General features: G+C 36.5%; 14 protein-coding genes. 4 read left to right on the forward strand and 10 right to left on the reverse strand.

Annotated features, from left to right (window positions below):
- The 4 genes from exbB to HMPREF1052_RS01165 form a co-directional block, all read right to left on the reverse strand.
- Positions 1–459, reverse strand: coding sequence for a TonB-system energizer ExbB (gene exbB, locus HMPREF1052_RS01150; protein ID WP_005758722.1), 459 nt, complete (start codon positions 457–459; stop codon positions 1–3).
- A gap of 205 nt (positions 460–664) precedes the next feature.
- Complete coding sequence (locus HMPREF1052_RS01155; protein WP_005758694.1) at positions 665–2659, reverse strand: TonB-dependent receptor domain-containing protein; 1995 nt, start codon at positions 2657–2659, stop codon at positions 665–667.
- 226 nt (positions 2660–2885) lie between these two features.
- Entirely contained in the window at positions 2886–4145 is a 1260-nt protein-coding gene (locus HMPREF1052_RS01160; protein ID WP_005758748.1) for an HlyC/CorC family transporter, read from the reverse strand.
- 92 nt (positions 4146–4237) lie between these two features.
- Complete coding sequence (locus HMPREF1052_RS01165; protein ID WP_005758718.1) at positions 4238–5035, reverse strand: cytochrome C assembly family protein; 798 nt, start codon at positions 5033–5035, stop codon at positions 4238–4240.
- Between the two features lie 139 nt (positions 5036–5174).
- On the opposite strand from HMPREF1052_RS01165, the gene ffh reads away from it, so the two are divergent.
- Complete coding sequence (gene ffh, locus HMPREF1052_RS01170) at positions 5175–6554, forward strand: signal recognition particle protein (RefSeq protein ID WP_005758706.1); 1380 nt, start codon at positions 5175–5177, stop codon at positions 6552–6554.
- Positions 6555–6642: 88 nt separating this feature from the next.
- On the opposite strand, the gene HMPREF1052_RS01175 is transcribed toward ffh, so the two are convergent.
- The 4 genes from HMPREF1052_RS01175 to dapF form a co-directional block, all read right to left on the reverse strand.
- Positions 6643–7359 (reverse strand): HAD-IA family hydrolase, encoded by a 717-nt coding sequence (locus HMPREF1052_RS01175; protein ID WP_005758721.1) that lies wholly within the window; start codon positions 7357–7359, stop codon positions 6643–6645.
- Positions 7360–7368: 9 nt separating this feature from the next.
- Positions 7369–8256 (reverse strand): tyrosine recombinase XerC, encoded by an 888-nt coding sequence (xerC, locus tag HMPREF1052_RS01180; protein ID WP_005758745.1) that lies wholly within the window; start codon positions 8254–8256, stop codon positions 7369–7371.
- Positions 8257–8271: 15 nt separating this feature from the next.
- A complete protein-coding gene (locus HMPREF1052_RS01185) occupies positions 8272–8967 on the reverse strand; it encodes a DUF484 family protein (protein WP_005758741.1) in 696 nt (231 codons plus the stop codon).
- 67 nt (positions 8968–9034) lie between these two features.
- On the reverse strand, positions 9035–9859 hold the full coding sequence (dapF, locus tag HMPREF1052_RS01190; protein WP_005758726.1) for a diaminopimelate epimerase: 825 nt from the start codon (positions 9857–9859) through the stop codon (positions 9035–9037).
- Between the two features lie 357 nt (positions 9860–10216).
- On the opposite strand from dapF, the gene clpB reads away from it, so the two are divergent.
- Positions 10217–12787, forward strand: coding sequence for an ATP-dependent chaperone ClpB (gene clpB, locus HMPREF1052_RS01195; RefSeq protein ID WP_005758699.1), 2571 nt, complete (start codon positions 10217–10219; stop codon positions 12785–12787).
- 157 nt (positions 12788–12944) lie between these two features.
- On the opposite strand, the gene cysK is transcribed toward clpB, so the two are convergent.
- Positions 12945–13895: a cysteine synthase A gene (cysK, locus tag HMPREF1052_RS01200; RefSeq protein ID WP_005758739.1), complete on the reverse strand. Its 951-nt coding sequence runs from the start codon at positions 13893–13895 to the stop codon at positions 12945–12947.
- Positions 13896–14076: 181 nt separating this feature from the next.
- Entirely contained in the window at positions 14077–14925 is an 849-nt protein-coding gene (cysZ, locus tag HMPREF1052_RS01205; RefSeq protein WP_005758735.1) for a sulfate transporter CysZ, read from the reverse strand.
- A gap of 266 nt (positions 14926–15191) precedes the next feature.
- Here cysZ and zipA point away from each other — a divergent pair, with 266 nt between their 5' ends.
- Entirely contained in the window at positions 15192–16319 is a 1128-nt protein-coding gene (gene zipA / locus HMPREF1052_RS01210; protein WP_005758769.1) for a cell division protein ZipA, read from the forward strand.
- A 72-nt stretch (positions 16320–16391) separates the two neighbouring features.
- Complete coding sequence (gene ligA, locus HMPREF1052_RS01215; RefSeq protein ID WP_005758712.1) at positions 16392–18410, forward strand: NAD-dependent DNA ligase LigA; 2019 nt, start codon at positions 16392–16394, stop codon at positions 18408–18410.
- Positions 18411–18448: the final 38 nt, after the last annotated feature.

The raw sequence follows: 18448 nt of genomic DNA on the forward strand, positions 1-18448 counted from the left end.
TTACTCACCTATATTTTTTTGGCTATTTAAAGCTTTCCATTTTAAGCGGTTAACTTCTACTTTACGGAGGAGAGCACTATAAAAGACCATAGATGGGATTGCTACTAATATCCCCACTGCAGTTGCTTTTAAGGCAAGTGATAAGTGAAGCATAATGGCTGAGGCATCAATATCGCCACCAGAGTTACCTAAATCATAGAAAGTTAATAAAATCCCTACAACCGTACCTAACAAGCCAACATAAGGCGCATTTGCACCAATAGTAGAAATAATGGTGAGATGTCGATTGAGATCAATATCTAATTCGTGAATATTACTATATGTTTTTACTTTAACACGACCTAAGAAAATAAAACGTTCAATGACAAACCAAATCATTATAAAGCTCATTAAGCATAATAAACCGAGCACAATATAGTCACTATAAGCTTTTAAAAATTCAAATAATCCTTCTACCATGGTAAAACCTTAATAACGTTAATAAAATGTAAATATAATTGAGAATGAATTTCAATTAGATAGAGAATTCTAGCAAAGTTCGGTTTATTGGTAAATATTTCTATTGCTGTAATTGATAGAATTAATGATTTTTATTAAAAGTGCGGATAAAAAAAGGGAGAATTTTCATTCTCCCAATAAAAGGTCATCATGAGATGAGGAGGTATTAAAACTTGTAAGAGATACTTAATTTATAGTTACGACCTGGATCTAAATCTACAGCACCATAATATTGAGTACTTTGATCTACATAAGCTTTATTAAAGATATTATCAACACCAAAGGTTAATTCTAATCCTTTAACTTGTTTAGGTGCCCAAGAAATATAGGCATTACTCACAGAATAAGCTTCTTTATAAGTATATCCTGGATAATATCTTGCGCTTGGTCCACGGCCTGTGCTTAACTCATCATATAAGTTGATTCCTTTAACCCATAAAGTATTCCAACCTAACTCAATTTGTTGTTCAGGCAGATAATAATTTAAGCCAAAGCTATATCTATCACCTGTATCATCAAAGGCAGCATAGCCTGCGACAGGAGGATTCGCCATAGAACCAATGTTGGTATTTTGTTTACTTCTTGCTCTTGCATAAGAAAGAGAAGCGGTTAAGTTTTCAATACGGTATTTAACGGAAGCTTCCACACCTTTTAAAGTCACTGGGCCTAAGTTACCATAAGCAGAGCGGCCTGCAATTTTTACCGTTCTGCTAATATTGTCGTAATGGGTATGGAAATATTTTGCAGTAAAGGATAGATCATCATCCCCTGTGAATAAATTCGCTGTAGCAAAATTAAAACCAGCTTCATGGTTTTCACCTTTAGTCGCTTCAATGCTGGTATGGTAATTTCTAGCACCACTACGTACCACTAAATCTCCTGCATCAGGGCCTTTAAATAGTTCTGTATAGTTACCAAAAATGACTAAATTTTCGGTTAAAGCATAGCGTAAGCCTAATGCTTTAGAAAAACGATGATAGGATTTATCCACGGTTTCTGATAAATCTGCACGATAGTGATCATAGCGAACACCTGGAATAACAGTGAAATCACCTATTCCAATTTGGTCTTCAATATAGGCAGATGTGCTGTCTAATTTTACTTCATAATTATTAACAGTCGAACCTAAAGCTTTTTCGGTTGTTTTATAATATTCTCCACCAACTAAAATTCTATGATGGGTAAAATTTAGATCTGTTTCAGATGTATTAGATAGGGTTCCACCAACAGTTTTAATATTCGTTTTAGGATTTCCCATCACGGTTGTTTCAGTTTCTGTGCTATAAACATTAGCCTTGAAATTTACCCACGGATTATCAGTTGGATTAATCCCATAACCTAATGTATAGGTTTTACGCAATAATTTTGCATATTGTTTAGCTTCATTTGTCGGACTAGTTTCTAAGCATCCTGACATATTGGCTTTAGCGCAAGCAAATGCACTATTTGAATAGCGTTCTGCAGAAATTTTTACCCATTGATCTTCAGTAATATTATATTTAGCTTTAATTAAATAATCTTGAGCATGGTCTTTATTCGCATTTTTCGTACCATTTCCATCTTTACCATCTAATTGATGGCGATAGTTAAAGTAACCTAATAAATCTAAGTTATTCGCACGACCATATAACATTGCCATGGATTGGTGAGAATTACCGTTGCTGCCCCAACCATATTTAACTTTACCACCTGCATTTTGACCATCTTCTAGCATGTCAGCAGCTTCAACTGTTTCAAATTTAATTGAACCACCTAATGAGCCAGCTCCTGTTGCAACAGAGTTAGAGCCAACATCAATATCAACACGCTTTAACACTTCTGGATCGATTGCATAGTTACCACCATGGTGGAAAGCAAAACCATTTTGACGAGCACCATCAACAGTTACATTTAAGAATTCTTCTGTTACCCCACGAATGTTGTAGCGTTCAACCACAGAACGAGCACCATTTACATTAACACCAGGTACACCACGTAGCACATCAGACATTTTAGTTGCCTGACGTACTTTTACAGTACCTTTACCATTGATATTTTCAGTTTGAGGAGAGTAGTTATCACTTACAACATCAATAGTATCTAACTGGGCAGTGGATTGTGCATGTAGGGTTGTTGCCACAAATAAGGTAAGTGGCAATAAAGTCAACGTTACTTTACGCATTATTTTTTCCTTAGGTTGTTTATAAAAATAAAAACAATTATCATTCATGTGTCAAGTGAAATCAATATATTTATATAAAATTTAATTAAATTAATATTTGATTAAATTAAATTCTAATAAAACTTTACAAAAAGAAAGGGTATTTAAGAGAATATGAATAAAAATAAATTTTATATAAAATAGAAAGCGATGAAGATTTCATCGCTTTCAGAGGAATAACATGAAGTTATAATTTAATAACTTTAGCCTGTTTGACCATATTATCACTTGCTTCTAATATGGTGATTTTTAAACCATCGATCTCACATTCAGTACCTTCTTGAGGGATTTCTTCAAGATGTTCTAGAATCAGTCCATTGAATGTGCGAGCTTCATCTGTATTAAGATTCCAATCAAGTAATTTGTTGATGTCACGAATATTAGCAGAGCCATCAATAATCATTGAACCATCAGATTGCTGAATAATTTCTTCATTAATAGAAGGTGCTGTTGAGGTAGTAAATTCACCCACAATTTCTTCTAAGATATCTTCAAGTGTGACTAGCCCTTGAATACTGCCATATTCATCAACCACTAAACCAATTCGTTCTTTATTATTACGGAAATTGAGTAATTGAGCCGTTAATCCTGTGCCTTCAGGAATATAGTACACTTCATCCACCGCACGAACCAAAATTTCTTTGGTAAATTCATTTTTATCCATCATTAACCGATAAGCTTCACGTACCCGCAAAATACCGAGAATATTTTCTTCCATATTTTCTTTGTAGATGACCACACGGCTATGGGGAGCATGGTTGAGCTGACGCATAATTGATTTCCAATCATCGCTAATATCAATGCCTGAAATATCATTGCGAGGCACCATGATGTCATCCACAGTGACTTTTTCTAAATCAAGGATAGAAAGCAACATTTGTTGGTGGCTTGAAGGAATAAATTTACCTGATTCATTAACAATAGAACGTAATTCATCAGAACTTAATGAATGCGTTTTGTTATCTAATTTTAAGCCTGTAAGTTTGATCACCGCCTTAATAATTAAATTCATTAAGTATACTACTGGTGTCAAAATCTTCATCAAAACCAGAAGAATATGGCTTGATAAAGTTGCTATTTTTTCTGGATAGTTGGCTGCCACCGTTTTAGGATAGATTTCTGAAAAAATCAGCATGACGAAAGTTAATAAACCAGTGGCAATAGCTACTCCAGCATCACCAGAAATACGCATACCAATAATCGTTGCGATTGCAGATGCCGTTATGTTGACAACGTTATTACAGATGAGCAATAAACTGAGTAACTTATCAGTTTGTTTCAGCAGTTTTTCAGCCTTTTGTGCTCCTCGATGGCCTTTTTCAGCAAGGAAACGTAGACGATAACGATTAGCAGCTAAAAGTGCCGTTTCTGAACCTGAAAAGTAGGCAGATAAGATTAAGAGAATGATAAGGGTAATAAATAAGCTACTAAGGGGAATACTGTCCAAAGTATAAAATCCTTTTGTTAATTAACAATAAAAGTGCGGTGTTTTTCAAAAAAATTTTCTATTTTATTACCGCACTTTGTGAAATAGGTTGCCTATGATGAGATTAATCTACTTCCAAAATAAGCAATGGTGAGAAGGATCATACCTGAAATTGTATAAACAATCATCTTTTTTCCTTTCCAATGATATTTCCAGTGTCCAACTAGTCCAATCCCAAAAATAAGCCAGCCTGCACAAGAAAAGGCGGCTTTATGAATAGTTTCAATATTAATTGATTGCAAAAGGTGATAAGTGCCTGAAATTAAAGTGAATGTCAATAACAATTCACTAATTGTAAACAGACAGAAAAAATGACGTTCTACGGTCATTAATGGCGGTATAGCTGGCGAAAATTGAGTTTTTCTTGCTTTTAATGAACGATCAATCCAAACCAATTGAATAGAATAAAGCATTGCAATAAAACATAGGGCATAAGTGAATACGGATAAACCGATATGGAATAGCAATGATGTGTTTTGATTAAGTAATTGGATAATATGGCTTGGGATAAACGTGGCTGCCACGATATTGATAATAGCAAAAGCATAGACTATTGGTAGTAACAACCACATGGTGTTAACACGCAACATAAATAATGCCGCAAATATCGCAATGATAACGCTAAATAATGAGCCAATTTCTAACAAAGTAAAGTTTTGACCCGTAACTAAATCGGTGAGTAATGGATAAATACTAAAGATATGGAACACAATGGCACAAAGTGCGGTAATAAATAAAGGCAGTTTTTGTGGTCTTTTACTATCTTGCACAGATTTTGTATTTAGTAAAATAGGGGCAATCAGCAGCAATGCCAGTACATAAAATACAATAGATAAAATTGAAAACCACATAAATTACTCACTCGATAAAAAACATATGTCTGTTATTTTAGCTATGTACAAGTAAAATCGCTATAAATTTATTTGAAATGATGAAAATCTATTAGATTTCAGTATAATTACAAAAATTTTGAAAAAAGTGGAATTAACAATGTTTGAAAATTTATCCGATCGTCTATCGAAAACTCTGCGTAATATCACAGGGAAAGGACGTTTAACAGAAGATAATATTAAAGAGACATTACGCGAAGTGCGTATGGCTTTGTTAGAAGCTGATGTAGCTTTACCTGTAGTACGTGAATTTATTAATAAAGTTAAAGAACGTGCGATCGGTGAAGAGGTAAATAAAAGCTTAACGCCAGGTCAAGAGTTCTTAAAAATTGTTCAATCTGAGCTTGAACTGGCAATGGGCGAATCAAATGAAGAGCTTAATCTCGCCACTCAGCCTCCTGCAGTCATTTTAATGGCAGGTTTGCAAGGGGCGGGTAAAACAACATCTGTCGGTAAATTAGCAAAATTCTTAAAAGAACGTCATAAGAAAAAAGTATTAGTGGTTTCAGCTGACGTTTACCGTCCTGCGGCAATTAAACAATTGGAAACCTTAGCAGAAGCTGTTGGTGCAGATTTCTTTCCATCAGATGTGCAACAAAACCCAGTTGCCATTGTTCAAGCCGCATTAGCTGATGCAAAATTAAAATTTTATGATGTATTAATTGTCGATACTGCGGGGCGTTTACATGTCGATAGCGATATGATGGATGAGATCAAACAGATTCACGCTGTATTAAATCCAATTGAAACACTATTTACTGTTGATGCGATGACTGGTCAAGATGCTGCTAATACGGCAAAGGCTTTTAATGAGGCTTTACCATTAACAGGTGTAATCTTGACTAAAGTTGATGGTGATGCTCGTGGTGGTGCTGCTTTATCTATTCGCCAAATTACCGGCAAACCAATTAAATTTTTAGGTGTCGGTGAAAAAACAGATGCCTTAGAACCTTTCCATCCAGAGCGAGTTGCCTCTCGTATTTTAGGGATGGGAGATGTGCTTTCATTAATAGAAGATTTACAACGGAATGTGGATCATGAGAAAGCTGAAAAAATTGCCAAGAAATTTAAGCAAGGTAATAGTTTTACTTTAGAAGATTTTCGTGAACAATTAATTGAAATGAAAAAAATGGGCGGTATGATGTCCATGCTTGATAAATTGCCTGGTGCGAAAAATTTACCTGATCATGTTAAAAATCAAGTAGATGATAAAATGTTCGTAAAAATGGAGGCAATCATCAACTCAATGACCCTTAAAGAACGTGCAAATCCTGATATTATTAAAGGCTCACGTCGTCGCCGTATTGCATTAGGTTCAGGTACACAAGTTCAAGATGTGAATAAACTTTTGAAACAATTTGATGAAATGCAACGTATGATGAAAAAAATGCGTAATGGCGGTATGGCGAAAATGATGCGTAGCATGAAAGGCATGATGGGTGGTATGGGCGGACTAGGCGGATTGTTCGGAAAACATTAATAAAAGCCATTTAATTTATATAAGCGGACTTGAATAAGCAGAATATGGCTTAATGAATTGGTGTTGGGAACGTTTCATATGAGTTTTATCATTTATGAATTAAGTTTAATAAGTCTGTAACTGCAAAGATTTCCAAAGTCGGGAATAGACTTGCCTCCACCAATTGATCTAATGATTGATTGGATAAATTAATCCATGCAGCTTGGCAGCCCGCTTGAATAGCACCTTGTACATCGGTAATTAAATTATCACCGACATGCAGAATTTCATTAGGTTGTACTTTGAAATAATCCGCTGCTTGATGGAATAAATCTTGGTGTGGTTTTGCTCGACCATGCACACCTCCAGTTAAAACTAAATCAAATTGATTCAAGCCTGCACGCTGAGGAGTGACATTGCCATTAGTAATCGCAGCTAATTTATAATAGTTTTTTAATTGATTGAGTGCCTCTAGGTTGGCTTGAGGCACTTGCATTTTATGACGCCATTCAAAGAAATTTTCCATCGCTATATTAGAAATTTTTTCAATTTCTACCGCACTTTTCTTATGATGAGTAAGTAACTCATTAATCGTTTGAATACGCCACTCTGTGACATTTTCCATTAATAATGGAAGGCGTTTAGCAATCTGTTCTTTCCATTGGTTCCAATAATCACGGTTTAATTCAGCGATACCACTTAATTCATGTAGTACGTCAACACAACGTTGTTCAGCACCTAAGATAACTTGTGAGTTATCATATAACGTATCATCTAGATCAAAGCTTATCACTTTAAAGGGATAAAGAGTGCGGTAGTATTTCATAAAATTTTCCTATTTATGTCGTTTAGCCCGAGGGTGTGCTTGGTCGTATACTTCGGCTAGATGTTGGAAATTTAAGTGTGTATAAATTTGTGTTGTTGCCAAATTACTATGCCCTAAGAGTTCTTGTACTGCCCGTAAGTCTGAGCTGGCTTCTAACATATGGGTGGCAAAAGAGTGACGTAATTTATGAGGATTCAAATGGCTACTTAATCCTTGGCGTATTCCCCAAATTTCTAAACGTTTTTGAATTGAACGATGGGACATCCGATTACCTAATTGACTCACAAACAATGCATCATCTTTTGGATTAAACAGTGAACGGACTTTGAGCCATTCTTGAATAGCATGAGAAGCATGATGACCAAAGGGTAAAATGCGTTCTTTATTCCCTTTACCTAAGACTTTTACTTCACGGGCTCGGAAGTTTAAATTAGTAAGATTCAATCCTTGTAGCTCTGATAAGCGTAATCCTGAGCTATACATGAGTTCCATCATCGCATGATCACGTATATCAATCGGTTCTTTACTATTTGAGCTTAACAGTTTGTTCACTTGCTCTGCATCAATATTTTTCGGTAAATGTTTAGCTTGTTTAGGTGCCGAAATACCAATTGCTGGATTGACCTTAAGTTCACCTTGGGCAACTAGAAAGCTTAAAAATTGACGTAATGCAGACAGACGTAAGGCAAGGCTTTTTTCATGTAAACCTGATTTTTTACTTTCTGCCAAAATGAAACGGACAACACTTGGCGAAAGTTGTTGCCAACTGCGAATATCATTTGCTTGCATAAGTCCTAATATTGCGTCCATTTGACGCTGATAGTTTGTTAGCGTATAAGGGCTTACTTGGCGTTCAATACGTAAATAATTCCAGTATTTTTGTAACCATTCCGTCATAGTATTATCTTTCAATTATTTTTGATAGTTTAATAACCAACGATGTAAATGTAATTCAACAATATCAATAATATGTCGAATAAAGGTTGTGTCTTGTCCATTATAAAAACGATCAGTTTCTCTTGCACTAAAAATTAGTAAAGCATTGGACTGATGTTGATTAGCTCGCATTCCTAATAAACAACAAGCAAGAGAGCCTACAGGTAATTCTTGAGGAAAAAACAGTAAGGATTTTTCCTTATTGGTTAATTCGCCTAGATAGATTTTACGTAATCCTAAACGCTCTAAACGAATCAATTCAAAGCCTTTACGATCTAGCCAGTATTGTGCTGGTACATCCAAACTTTTTTCCCAGCTATCCGTAAAAAGTAAAATTTTTACTTGTTGTAATTCAAACTCTTTTGCCCAATGATCTAAAACTTCAACACCTTCCATAAAATGTTGAGTGTTAGCCAGCCGCTTTTGTAATGGTAGCAGTGCTAAGAATATATCTTGATCTTGAATGGCTAACCGATAAAACCGCTCTAAATGTGATTCTAATTCTTTAATTCGTTCACGTTGTCGTTCTAATTGCATTTCTACAAGAGATAAATTGCCTTTTTGAACATGAGGAATGACTAATTGTTCAAGCAGATCTAAATGAGTTTCGAAAAAGTGCGGGTGCTTTTTCAAAAAATTGATGACAGTATCTTCAGTTTGTTCATGATACATAATTATGATCTCAATAATTTTATAACGCTAGAGAGAATAAAAGGCGTGATCAGACGCCTTAATCAAATTAAAGTTTAATGAAACCATCATACACATGAGTTGCTTCACCTGTCATATAGAGTGGATGCCCCTCACCTTCCCATTCGATCAGTAAGCTACCACCCACTAAATCTACTTGAACTTTCTTGTCTAATAAACCTTGCATGATACCGATTGCTACTGCTGCACAAGCACCGCTACCACAAGCTTGAGTTTCGCCAGCACCACGTTCATACACACGTAATTTGATATGACCAGGATTCATAATTTGCATAAATCCTGCATTCACACGTTCAGGGAAACGTTCATGGCTTTCAAGTAGTGGACCTAATTCCGCCACATTGGCAGTATCAATATCCTCTACAACTAAAGTACAGTGGGGATTCCCCATGGATACGGCGCCACAAAGCACAGTTTGAATATCAGTACGTAAAATATAGTTTTTCTCAAATTTGTTTGCTGTAAATGGAATTTTTGCAGGCTCCCAAATTGGTTCACCCATATTCACACGAACCATTCCATCTTCTTTTACGGTTAGCACCATACGCCCATTTGATGTACTTACGGCAATATCTTTTTTATCTGTTAAGCCTTTTATAGTGACAAAACGAGCAAAGCAACGAGCACCATTACCACATTGAGCGACTTCGCTACCATCGGCATTAAAAATACGATAGTGAAAATCTAAATCAGGATCATAAGGTGGCTCAACGATTAACATTTGATCAAAGCCAATACCACGATGACGATCTGCTAATTTACGAATTAGCTCTTCAGGAAAATAAACATTTTGTGTCACCGCATCTACAACGACAAAGTCGTTACCTAAACCGTGCATTTTTGAAAATTGCATGCCAATACCTATAAAATTATTTTTATTGAAGGCATTATAGAGGGCAACAAGAGGAGAGTAAATGAGATTATACCGATGAATAGTATTGTTTAATTTCTTCTAACGCTATGGCTAATGGGGGATTCCTCGCTAGCCATTAAGTCTATAAAAGTGCGGGTAGATTTTTGAAAATTTGAACAACGAGAGAAATTCTATTGCGCTCAGAAATTTTGCTAAATTTATTTATTCAGGTAACTCCAGTAATAGATTATTTATTTAACATAAAATATTTTATTTTTAACCTTGAAAGCGAAGAAATCGATCTTATTTACTGTTTTGTGAACAAAAAACGTTCTAAAGATTATAAGGAAGGCAAATATGAATATTGAAAAATTTACCACAAAATTTCAACAAGCTTTAGCCGAAGCACAATCATTAGCCTTGGGTAAAGATAACCAATATATTGAACCTGTCCATGTATTAAGTGCATTACTTAATCAACAGGATGGTTCAGTGGCTCCGATTTTAACCTCTACAGGTGTGAATTTAAGTGCGTTAAAATCAGAATTAGCCAGCGAAATGAATAAATTACCGCAAGTATCAGGCAATGGTGGGGATGTACAAATCTCCCGTCAATTACTTAACTTATTGAATTTATGTGACAAAATCGCGCAACAAAAACAAGATAAATTTATTTCATCAGAATTATTTTTACTTGCTGCATTAGAAGAAAAAGGTGGCGTAGGTGATGTGTTGCGTAAGTGCGGTGCGAAAAAAGAAAATTTACAACAAGCGATTCAACAGATTCGTGGAGGAGAAAGCGTGAAGGATCAAAACGCAGAAGAAAGCCGTCAGGCACTAGAAAAATATACAATAGATTTAACTGCTCGTGCAGAAAGTGGCAAACTTGACCCTGTAATTGGACGTGATGAAGAAATTCGCCGTGCAATTCAAGTGCTACAACGCCGTACCAAAAATAATCCAGTGCTAATTGGTGAGCCAGGTGTGGGTAAAACGGCGATTGTGGAAGGTTTAGCCCAACGAATTGTTAATGGTGAAGTGCCAGAAGGGCTAAAAGGTAAACGTGTACTTTCATTAGATATGGGTGCTCTGATTGCTGGTGCCAAATATCGTGGTGAATTTGAAGAACGTTTAAAAGCGGTTTTAAAAGAGCTTGCTCAAGAAGAAGGCAAAGTCATTCTCTTTATTGATGAAATTCATACTATGGTGGGAGCTGGTAAAACAGATGGAGCAATGGATGCGGGGAATTTATTAAAACCAAGTCTTGCTCGAGGTGAATTGCATTGTGTTGGTGCAACAACTTTAGATGAATATCGTCAATATATTGAAAAAGATGCGGCTCTTGAACGTCGTTTCCAAAAAGTATTTGTAGATGAACCAACGGTGGAAGATACTATTGCAATTTTGCGTGGTTTAAAAGAGCGTTATGAATTGCATCATCATGTGCAGATCACTGATCCTGCGATTGTTGCGGCTGCCACTTTATCTCATCGCTATATTTCTGATCGTCAATTGCCGGATAAAGCCATTGACTTAATTGATGAAGCAGCATCTAGCATTCGTATGGAAATTGATTCTAAACCGCAACCTCTAGATCGTTTAGATCGCCGCATTATTCAATTAAAACTAGAACAGCAAGCTTTGAAAAAAGAAGAAGATGAAGCTAGCCGTAAACGGCTCACCATGCTTGAAAAAGAACTCGCAGAAAAAGAGCGGGAATATGCAGAACTTGATGAAATTTGGAAAAGTGAAAAAGCCACACTTTCAGGTACACAACATATTAAAGCCGAGCTTGAAAATGTGCGTATGCAAATGGAACAAGCACGTCGGGCTGGTGATTTAAATAAAATGTCTGAATTACAATATGGTGTGATTCCTACTTTAGAAAAACAACTTTCTGATGCAAATAAAGCAGAAGGTAAGGAAATGACCTTATTGCGTAATCGAGTGACAGATGAAGAAATTGCAGAAGTGCTTTCACGTGCTACAGGAATTCCTGTTTCTCGCATGATGGAAGGTGAAAAAGAAAAATTACTTCGTATGGAAGATGAATTACATAAACGTGTGATTGGTCAAGGTGAAGCAGTTGAAGCCGTTGCTAATGCTATTCGTCGTAGTCGTGCTGGATTATCTGATCCAAATCGTCCGATTGGCTCATTCTTATTCTTAGGTCCAACGGGGGTTGGTAAAACAGAATTATGTAAAACATTAGCAAACTTTATGTTTGATGACGAAGATGCCATGGTTCGTATTGATATGTCTGAGTTTATGGAAAAACATAGCGTATCTCGTTTAGTTGGTGCACCTCCAGGTTACGTAGGTTATGAAGAAGGCGGATATTTAACTGAAGCGGTACGTCGTCGTCCATATTCAGTGATTTTATTAGATGAAGTGGAAAAAGCACATCATGATGTATTTAATATTTTGTTACAAGTATTAGATGATGGTCGGTTAACTGATGGCCAAGGTAGAACAGTAGATTTCCGTAATACCGTGGTGATTATGACCTCAAATCTTGGTTCAGATTTAATTCAAGGTAATCAAGATCTTGGTTATGATGGCATGAAGGAACTTGTTATGTCGGTAGTCGGACAACATTTCCGCCCTGAATTTATCAATCGTATTGATGAGACTGTGGTATTCCACCCATTGGCTAAAGAAAACATCAAATCTATTGCACAAATTCAATTAGCTCGTTTGATTAAACGAATGGCTGAACATGGATATGACATTCACTTTAGTGATGCTACTTTAGATTTTATCAGTGAAGTAGGTTATGACCCTATTTATGGTGCAAGACCGTTGAAACGTGCAATTCAACAAGAAATCGAAAATCCATTGGCACAACAAATTTTGTCTGGTAAATTATTGCCAGCAAGTCCAGTTACCGTGGATTATGTAGATGGAAAGGTTATTGCTAAGCAATAAAGCATAAAATTTTGTCAATTTATACCGCACTTTGGGAAGACTCAAAGTGCGGTATTTTTTTGGGAGTTTTTAGAAAATTTAAAACAACAAGCGGTCAATTCGCAAAATTGACTGTAAAGGGATTATAGGAAAGAAATTTATAGTTATTAGAAATTGATCAACCCTCGATATCTTCAAACAGTGCAGTACTTAAATAACGTTCTGAAGCAGAAGGAAGAATTACCACAATAAGTTTATCTTGGAATTCTGGTAATTTCGCGATGCGATCTGCTACAGCAACGGCGGCACCTGATGAGATTCCAGCAAGAATGCCTTCTTCAGCCATTAATCGACGGGCGGTGCTGATAGCGGTGTCACTATCTATGGTTTCAACACGGTCGATTAGGCTTAAATCTAAGTTTTTGGGAATAAAGCCTGCACCGATACCTTGGATTTTGTGTGGACCGGGTTTCGCTTCTTCACCTGCAAGGGTTTGTGTAATAACTGGGCTTTCTGCCGGTTCTACGGCAACAGAAGTGATTGCTTTGCCTTTGTCTAATTTGATAGCACGTGAAATACCTGTGATCGTACCGCCAGTACCAACACCTGCCACAATAACATCTACTTTACCTTCGGTAGCTTCCCAAATTTCAGGGCCTGTCGTTTGTTGGTGAATTGCTGGATTAGCAGGGTTTTCAAATTGTTTTAAGGTCACATAACGATTAGGATCTGATGCTGCAATTTCTTCTGCTTTGGCGATTGCACCTTTCATGCCTTTGGCACCTTCTGTTAATACTAGGTTCACACCTAAACCACGCAATAAACGTTTACGTTCTAAGCTCATAGTTTCAGGCATGGTTAAGGTGATTTTATAACCACGTGCAGCCGCTACATAAGCAAGGGCAATACCTGTATTACCACTAGTTGCATCGACAATTTCTTTGCCTTTGGTTAACACACCATCTTTTTCAGCTTGCCATACCATATTTGCACCAATGCGACATTTCACACTAAAACTCGGGTTCCGACTTTCAATTTTAGCAACGATGTTACCGTTGTTGCCAAAGTGTTTTAAACGAACTAATGGAGTATTACCGATAGAATATGAATTATCTGCAAAAATTGTCATAGTTATATTCTCCTTAAAAACTATCAATTTAGTAGCAATAGTTATATCACTGCAACTTATATAAAAAAATAGTTATTAGATCTATTTTATAACTAAATTCTATTTAAGAAAAATTGTCTTATTTTTTAAATAGATACAAAAAAAGCAGATAACCTATCTGCCTAATAACATGAAGAAATAATTATTTAGATTGGATATCCCTATTAGCTCGAACCACTACATCAGCTGCCTTGCTATTATTTTCTTGTGTTGAAACTGCGGTAGATTTTTCTGAATTTTTATTGAGGTATAATTGTTTACGATAAGTATCTACCCACATAGCTGTTGAGCCACAGACGGCGACGGGAATAATTACAAAGTTAAGTAATGGAATAAACGTACAAAGGGTAACAAATGAGCCAAACACTAAACTTTGTGTGCGATTTTCAGCTAATTTAAAACGCATGGTGCCAAATGAAATTTTATGGTTATCAAAGGCATAGTCGCAATATTGGATCGCCATCATCCATGCGGTAAATAAAAAGGTAAGCACTGGAATAATACTTTGTCCCACCACAGGAACAAAATTTAATAAAAATAAACCAATATATTTAGGTAAGCTATAGATTAATTTTTGCCATTCTCGAGCAAGCATACGGGGAGTATCTTTAATAAATTCTGCTGTAGTCATATTTTCAGGGCCTTCGCCTGTTAACATGACTTCAACTTTTTCCGCTAATAGGCCATTAAATGGTGCAGCAATAAAGCCTGATAACGCATTAAAAATAAAGTAGAAGACTAACAGAATCATCAGAATGGATAAGGCTAAGAGAATACCGCTTAACCAGCTTAGCCAGTCAGGAATAAAACTCATAATACTTTCAATCATACTTGAAATTTTACTCACGAAAAGCCAGAATAAGCCACTTAAAAGTACAATATTCAGCAAAATAGGCATAATCACGAAACGGCGTAAGCCTTGTTGTGTAATTAAATGCCAACCCATTACAAAGTAATGAAATCCTGATTTTATTTGTTTTTCTTCAATCATAGCAAATCCTAAATTTTACTTTCCAAATCATGTTAAATCACAGTTAGCATACAAAGTGCGGTAGGAAAATACAATATTTTTTGAACATTGCTTAGTCAGTGTGGACTAAGTGTGAGAACAACACTTGAATTAAATGTGAAGTGTCTTGCAATTTATCAAGATAAACATATCACTAAATTAATAAAATATGATAAGCTAATACCATTTTATAGGTCACATTGATTATGTGATGAGGTTGTAAAAACAGGAAAAGGAATCGCTTAGCAATGGATTTAAATACAATTTTAATTATTTTAGGCATTCTAGCGCTAATTGCTTTAGTTGCTCACGGATTATGGTCAAATCGTCGTGAAAAGTCTCAATATTTTCAGAATGCTAATGCCTTCAGCCATTCTGGACAAGCCCTTAATTCAACTCCACATAATGGACCTTATAATAAAGCAACCAGTGTTGCACCGACATTTACGCAGCCTAAACAGGCGGTTATTCATCAAGAACCGCCCGTGCCAGCAGAACCTTCTATTGCATCAACACAGCAAACCTTGAATTTTGAAAATTATCATGATGATCATTTGCAAGCGGCTCAAGATATGAGACCCGATCCTCAATCTGTCGATCAAATTAAAATTACTTTGCCTAATGTTGATATTGCCCCTATAGAAACGGCTCCTGTATATGAAATGAGACCTTCTACAGCAAGAGTTCAAGCAACATCTCATCCGCAATATTATGCACAAAATGCTTCTGTTCAACCTCAACCTGTACAAAATTTAGCACAGCAAAGTATTGCCGATATTGAAGCTAATATGGATTTAGATGAAGGTATTAATTCTTCATCAGAGTTATTACGTGTACAATTACAAGAAGCTTCACAAGCAGGCAATCAAGTCTTTGCACAGTCACCGATTTCAAAAGCACCATTACAACAACCGATTGAAGTCCAAGAAGAACCTGTTGTTACTGTTCAGGAACAAGCTACACTAGCTTCAGATGAAGACAGTGAATTTGTGATGTTATATGTGGTCGCTCCAGAAAATCGTGAATTCCACGGTGTGACTTTAGTTCAAGTGTTAGAAGACCTCGGCTTTATTTATGGAGAAGGTAGCATTTATCACCGCCATTTGGATTTAACCGTAGCAAGTCCAGTGTTATTTAGTGCTGCCAATATTACTCAACCAGGTACATTCAATCCTTATGCATTGCAAGAGTTATACACTGTCGGTGTGGCAATCTTTATGCGTTTACCTTCGCCTGGTAATAATCTTACTAATTTAAAAATTATGATGCGAGCCGCTAAAACTTTAGCAGAACAGCTTGGTGGTTTTGTGTTAACGGAACAACAAGAATTATTAACTGAGGCATCGGAACAAGAATATTTTGACCGAGTAAAATAAACTTAAATTTTTTGAAAAATCGACCGCACTTTTGAGCACTTGAAAGTGCGGTTTGTTTTGTTGGAAAATCCCATGACAGATATTAATCAACAAATTAAACAATTAAGAGAACAACTTCGTTATCACGAATATCAATATCACGTATTGGATAATTCGCAGATTCCAGATTCGGAATATGACCGTTTATTTCATCAATTGAAAGCTCTAGAACAGCAATATCCTGAATTAGTTACTGCTGATTCACCAACTCAACGTGTAGGCGCCAAACCACTTTCAGGGTTTGCTCAAATTACTCATGAACTGCCGATGTTATCCTTGGATAACGCTTTTTCTGATGAAGAATTTTATGCCTTTGTGAAGCGTATTCAGGATCGTTTAGTTGTTTTACCTGATCCTTTAACCTTTTGTTGTGAGCCTAAGTTAGATGGTTTAGCCGTAAGTATTTTGTATGTGAATGGCGTGCTTACTCAAGCAGCGACAAGAGGTGATGGTACTACTGGCGAAGATATTACCTTAAACATTCGTACGATTCGCAATATTCCATTGCAGTTATTGACTGATCATCCACCAGCACGTTTAGAAGTGCGTGGTGAAGTATTTATGCCTCAAGATGGTTTTAATCGTTTGAATGAACGAGCGTTGGAACATGGTGAGAAAACTTTTGCAAATCCTCGTAATGCTGCCGCAGGCTCATTGCGTCAACTTGATCCGAAAATTACTAGCCAACGCCCATTAGTCCTTAATGCCTATAGTATTGGCATCGCTGAGGGAGTGGAATTGCCACCAACCCAATATGAACGCTTACAATGGTTAAAATCTATTGGTATTCCAGTGAATCCAGAAATTCGCCTTTGTCATGGTGTGGATGACGTATTAGGTTTTTATCGTCACATTCAAGAAGTGCGTCCAACTCTTGGTTATGATATTGATGGAACCGTATTAAAAATTAATGATATTGCGCTTCAACAACAACTTGGTTTTATTTCTAAAGCACCACGTTGGGCAATCGCTTATAAATTCCCTGCACAGGAAGAAATGACTGTACTGAAGGATGTAGAATTCCAAGTGGGACGTACTGGTGCGATTACCCCTGTAGCAAAATTGGAACCTGTGTTTGTTGCTGGGGTAACGGTCAGTAATGCCACACTACATAACGGAGATGAAATTGCTCGTTTAGATATTGCTATTGGTGATACGGTAATTGTTCGTCGTGCAGGTGATGTTATTCCACAAATTATTGGCGTGGTGCATGACCGACGTCCAATGGATGCACAATCGATCATATTTCCTTCAGAATGCCCTGTATGTGGTTCGCAAATTGTCCGAATTGAAGGCGAAGCTGTAGCTCGCTGTACAGGTGGGTTATTTTGTGATGCACAACGTAAAGAAGCACTCAAACATTTTGTTTCTCGTCGAGCCATGGATATTGATGGTGTTGGTGCAAAACTCATTGAGCAATTAGTGGATCGTGAATTGATTCATACACCCGCAGATTTATTTAAACTTGATTTGTTTACCTTGATGCGTTTGGAACGAATGGGCGCTAAATCCGCTGATAATGCCTTAACAAGTTTAGAACGTGCAAAAAATACGACATTATCTCGTTTTATATTTGCTTTAGGTATTCGTGACGTAGGCGAAGCAACCGCTCGTAGTTTAGCAAACTATTTTAAAACTCTTGAGGCTTTACAAGTAGCAAGTTTAGAACAATTGCAAGAAGTACCTGATGTAGGTGAGGTAGTTGCAAACCGTATTTATGTATTCTGGCGTGAGCAACACAATCTTGATGTGGTAAATGACTTAATTCAACAAGGTGTACATTGGGAAACCGTGGAAGTCAAAGAGGTCGGTGAAAATCCATTTAAAGATAAAACTGTGGTTTTAACCGGTACGTTAACCCAAATGGGGCGTAATGAGGCAAAAGAGTTGTTACAACAACTTGGTGCAAAAGTAGCTGGCAGTGTTTCAGCCAAAACACATTTTGTGATTGCGGGAGATAATGCTGGTTCAAAACTGGCTAAAGCTCAAGAGTTTGGTGTACAAGTAATGACTGAAAACGAGTTTTTAGAAATTGTGAATACTTTTCTATAATGCTTGAAATGAATAAGTGCGGTCAGAATTTTGAAAAT

The sequence above is a fragment of the Pasteurella bettyae CCUG 2042 genome (assembly GCF_000262245.1).
GTDB lineage: Bacteria > Pseudomonadota > Gammaproteobacteria > Enterobacterales > Pasteurellaceae > Basfia > Basfia bettyae.